The organism is Bradyrhizobium sp. P2_E8 (assembly GCF_056403875.1).
The window spans coordinates 1-4852 of sequence record NZ_JBFUES010000575.1; the positions used below are offsets into that span (position 1 = coordinate 1).

At 65.3% G+C, this 4852-nt stretch carries 5 protein-coding genes; 3 read left to right on the forward strand and 2 right to left on the reverse strand.

Annotated features, from left to right (window positions below):
* Positions 1-999: heat-inducible transcriptional repressor HrcA (hrcA, locus tag AC1D00_RS26850; RefSeq protein ID WP_477012732.1), on the forward strand; the 999-nt coding region annotated here is incomplete at its 5' end.
* Positions 1000-1095: 96 nt separating this feature from the next.
* Entirely contained in the window at positions 1096-1713 is a 618-nt protein-coding gene (gene grpE, locus AC1D00_RS26855) for a nucleotide exchange factor GrpE (protein WP_477012733.1), read from the forward strand.
* 147 nt (positions 1714-1860) lie between these two features.
* Here the strand turns inward: grpE and pncA are convergent, their stop codons facing one another.
* Together pncA and AC1D00_RS26865 are read right to left on the reverse strand one after the other, a co-directional pair.
* On the reverse strand, positions 1861-2583 hold the full coding sequence (pncA, locus tag AC1D00_RS26860; protein WP_404551606.1) for a bifunctional nicotinamidase/pyrazinamidase: 723 nt from the start codon (positions 2581-2583) through the stop codon (positions 1861-1863).
* Positions 2584-2844: 261 nt separating this feature from the next.
* Positions 2845-3786 carry a hypothetical protein gene (locus AC1D00_RS26865; RefSeq protein ID WP_404551604.1) on the reverse strand — a complete coding sequence of 314 codons (942 nt, stop codon included), beginning with the start codon at positions 3784-3786 and terminating at the stop codon, positions 2845-2847.
* A gap of 397 nt (positions 3787-4183) precedes the next feature.
* Here AC1D00_RS26865 and AC1D00_RS26870 point away from each other — a divergent pair.
* A partial coding sequence (locus AC1D00_RS26870) for an Hsp70 family protein (protein ID WP_477012734.1) occupies positions 4184-4852 on the forward strand: 669 nt, incomplete at its 3' end.

The following is a 4852-nucleotide window of genomic DNA, read 5'->3' on the forward strand; positions in this document are numbered from 1 at the left end:
GTCGAAAGCTATCTCGCGACCGGCGAGCCGGTGGGCTCGCGGAACATCTCACGCCTGATCGCGATGCCGCTGTCGCCGGCCTCGGTCCGCAACGTCATGGCCGACCTGGAACAGCTCGGCCTGATCTATGCCCCTCATACGTCCGCCGGCCGGCTGCCGACGGAACTCGGCCTGCGCTTCTTCGTCGACGCCTGGATGCAGGTGGGTGACCTTAATGACGCCGAACGGCAGTCGATCCAGAGCCAGCTCACTTCCGTCGGTCAGGCGCAGTCGGTCGAGGCGGCGCTGGACCAGGCGCTGACCCGGCTGTCGGGCCTGACCCGCGCCGCCGCGGTGGTGCTGACGCCGAAATCCAATGCGCGGCTGAAACACATCGAATTCGTCCGGCTGGAACCGGAAAAGGCGCTGGTGATCCTGGTCGGCGAGGATGGCCAGGTCGAAAACCGCGTGCTGACGCTGCCGCCCGGAGTTCCCTCTTCGGCGATCACCGAGGCCGGCAATTTCCTCAATGCGCGGATTCGCGGCCGGACTCTGGCCGAGGCGCGGCTCGAGCTTGAGACCGCGCTGGCGGAAGCCCGTGCCGAGCTCGATCAGCTGACCCAGAAGGTGATTTCCGCCGGTATCGCCAGCTGGTCCGGCGGCGAGAACGAGGACCGCCAGCTCATCGTCCGTGGCCACGCCAATTTGCTGGAAGATTTGCACGCGCTGGAGGATCTGGAGCGGGTGCGCCTCTTGTTCGACGATCTCGAGACCAAGCGCGGCGTGATCGACCTGCTCGGCCGGGCCGAGACCGCCGAGGGTGTGCGCATCTTTATCGGTTCGGAGAACAAGCTGTTCTCCCTGTCGGGTTCCTCCACCATCATCTCGCCCTATCGGGATGCCGCCGGCCACATCGTCGGCGTTCTGGGCGTGATCGGGCCGACACGGCTGAATTATGCCCGCGTAATCCCGACCGTGGACTACGCCGCCCGCATCGTCAGCCGCCTTCTGGGGGGCTGACCGGCGTTTCCTCCGATCACGGGCGCTTGATTTTCGTGAGCTTAGGCACGATATCCGGGCCAACAATCCCTTGAGACGAGTTCGAGAAGAGAGCCGATGACCGATCGAGACCGGCAGCCCGACGACACGACCCCGCCAACCGGCGAGCCCGTGGTGTCAAAACCCTACATCATGCCCGACGATCCGGAGCCCGGCTCGGTCGAGCTGTTGCAGCAGGAAGCCGCCGAGGCGYGCGACCGCATGCTGCGGACGCTGGCCGAGATGGAGAATCTGCGCAAGCGCACCACCAAGGAGGTCGCCGACGCCCGTCTCTACGGCATCACCGGCTTTGCCCGCGACGTGCTCGACATCGCCGACAATCTCCAGCGTGCGCTCGACGCGGTTCCGGCCGAGGCCCGTGCCGCGGCCGATCCCGGCCTGACCTCGCTGATCGAGGGCGTCGAGCTCACCGAGCGCTCGCTGCTCAATGCGCTGGAAAAGCACGGCGTCAAGAAGTTCGATCCGCAGGGCCAGAAGTTCGACCCGAACTTCCAGCAGGCGATGTACGAGGTGCCGGATGCGTCGGTGCCTGCGGGCACCGTCGTGCAGGTCATGCAGGCCGGCTACACCATCGGCGATCGCGTGCTGCGTCCGGCGCTCGTCGGTGTCGCCAAGGGCGGCGCGAAGGCTGCGCCCGCGGCGAACAACAACGAGTCGAGCGGCGCGGCCAACTAGCTCGCAGACCTCATGGTGAGGAGCCGCGCCCTTGCGCGGCGTCTCGAACCATGAAGGTCACGATTTAACAGCTCGGCCTTCATCCTTCGAGACGCGCGCGAAGAAGCGCGCTCCTCAGGATGAGGGTCTGGCAGTCGTTCGCGTCGACTACGCGCCGACCGCGATATCCGCAGACTGAATGCGCTTCACGCCGGCCTTGGCCATGTCGGCCCAGGCTTTTGCCAGCGAGCCCTGCGTGTCGATGCCGCGGCAGGCGTCTTCCACGACATAGACCTCAAAGCCCGCCTTGCGCGCGTCGAGCGCGGTCCAGGCGACGCAGAAGTCCGTCGCGAGGCCAGCGACGAAGACGCGCTTGATCTTGCGGCCCTTCAGATAGCCGGCGAGGCCGGTCGACGTCTTGCCGTCGGCTTCGAGGAAGGCCGAATAGCTGTCGACGTCCTTGTGAAAACCCTTGCGGATGATGAGCTCGGCATGCGGGATCGCGAGGTCCTTCGACAGCGAGGCGCCGTCGGTGCCCTGCACGCAATGGTCGGGCCACAGCACCTGCTTGCCGTAGGGAAGGTCGACGGTCTCGAACGGCTTCTTGCCGGAGTGCACTGATGCAAACGAAATGTGGCCGGGCGTGTGCCAGTCCTGGGTCATCACCACGTTCGCAAACGCTTTCGCCATCTTGTTGATGACGGGAACGACCTGCTCGCCTTCCTTCACCGCGAGGCTGCCGCCGGGCAGGAAGCAGTTCTGCACGTCGATCACGAGCAGCGCGGAGGCATCGTCCGGCTTGATCGATGCGGCCGCAAAGAGCACGCTTGGAGCAAGGGCTACGAGAGCGCTTGTCCCAAGCGCCGCGAGGATTTGTCGTCGATCAAGCATCGTTCGCCTCCCTCCAGGATGATCCAATGGAGGCAAGCCTAGTTCCGTTCGTATACGAACAGAAGCCCGAAAATGCAGCCGGCCCTGTCCAGCGCTTGGGCGTGCTAGTTTCCCGTCGTCCCGGCGAAGGCCGGGACCCATACGCCGCAGCAACAGTTTTGCGAAGACTCGGAGTTACCAGCGCGCCCCGTAACCACTCCCTGTGGTTATGGGTCCCCGCCTTCGCGGGGACGACAGTTGAGTGTGTTGGAGCGCCTCGGGCTACCCCTTCGGCTGGATGCCGTCCCGCACGGCGCGGAAGCGGGTGAAGGCGGCGGACCACTGGTCGCGCGGGGCGCTGGCGATGATGCGCAGCGAGGCGCCGCCGCTTGAGAAGCGGATCCACTGCACCACGGTCACCGGGGTCTTGTCCTTGCCGCTGACGCCGTCGATCCGGGTCTCGAAACCCTGCTGGCCGTTGATGCGGATCGGTTCGGACATGGTGACGCGCGATTCGCGCACGCCGGGGATCTGGAGCGCCGCCTCCTGGGCGAAGCGGGCGCGGTCGTCGGCGGCTTGCGGGGTGGCGCCGATCAGGCCGAGGATCATGAACGGCTTCGATTCATAGCCCGTGGTCTCGTCGCCGTCGGCCAGGATGAGGCTGGAGCCCGGCGCCAGCGTGCGGATGCCCTTGAAGTCGGCAAGATCGGTGATCTTGAAAGGCATCAGTGCGATCTGCTCTTCGGCCGAGACCTGCTTGCGGGTGACGGCGCTCGCAAACATCTGCCGCACCGCCTCGTCGGTGTAGATCTTGGTCGCGTTCTCCGGGATCTGCACCGCGACATAGCCGGAGAAGCCGGCGCCCGGCACGATCATCGAATAGCGCTTCACCGCCGTCTCGCCGGCCTTGCCGCTCTCGGTGGTGAAATAGGCAAGGCCCGCGGGGGTCTCGATCTTGTCCTGCTTGACGCCGCCAGTGCCGGCCGGGTTGGAATTGAAGGCGCTCGCGACCTCGCCATAGGCGGCCGGCGGCAGCTCGGTGATCAGCACCTTGACGGTACCGTCCTCGCTCTCGAAGCCGGGAAAGGTCTTGGCCGTGTTGAGGCCGATCAGCGGCACCATGCCAAGGCGCAGGCCGGGCGGGAAAACGGCGTCGGCGGCCACGGCCGGAAGCGCGGAGGCAATGAGGAGGGCGAGCGCGGCGAGGGGGCGGGTCAGCTTCATGGGCACTCTGATTGGTCCATATTGAGGCCGTTCGATGGTCGGCCACCGGGCCGCTTTGTCGCGCTCAGCAGCCTGGGTGCGGCGCTCCGGCCGGTCCGCCTTTTAACGGGTTTGGCCTTGCCGCAACAGGGCGGGACCGATCACGGTCGCGGGGTGCCGGCCAAGGACCGGACCTGTTAATAATTCCTCACCCGCAAGGGCGATCCAGCCCGGATATGTTCTTCCAAAACCCAATGTTTTCACGGCCGAAACTTGCGTTCGGTCCTTGCGGGCCCCTCCCCCCCTCCTATATGAGCCTCAATCATCGCAATATCGCGGATGTTTGATCTTAGGGGGTTTCGGTTCGGGTGCCTTCTGGGCCCAGCCAGCCTGCCGCAAAAACAAGGATATCAGGACCATGGGAAAGGTCATTGGGATCGACCTCGGCACCACGAACTCGTGCGTCGCCGTAATGGATGGCAAGAACGCCAAAGTCATCGAGAATTCCGAAGGCATGCGCACGACGCCTTCGATCGTCGCCGTCACGGATGATGGCGAGCGCCTCGTCGGCCAGCCGGCCAAGCGCCAGGCCGTCACCAATCCCGAGCGCACCTTCTTCGCAGTGAAGCGCCTCATCGGCCGCCGCTACGACGACCCGATGGTCGAGAAGGACAAGAAGCTCGTTCCGTACAAGATCGTGAAGGCTTCCAACGGCGACGCCTGGGTCGAGGCCGACGGCCAGACCTACTCGCCCTCGCAGGTCTCGGCGTTCATCTTGCAGAAGATGAAGGAGACCGCGGAAGCCCATCTCGGCCAGAAGGTCGACCAGGCCGTCATCACCGTTCCCGCCTACTTCAACGACGCCCAGCGCCAGGCGACCAAGGACGCCGGCAAGATCGCSGGCCTYGAAGTGCTGCGCATCATCAACGAGCCGACSGCRGCCGCGCTCGCCTATGGTCTGGACAAGACCAAGACCGGCACGATCGCCGTGTACGATCTCGGCGGCGGCACGTTCGATATCTCCATTCTCGAAATCGGCGACGGCGTGTTCGAGGTGAAGTCGACCAACGGCGACACCTTCCTCGGC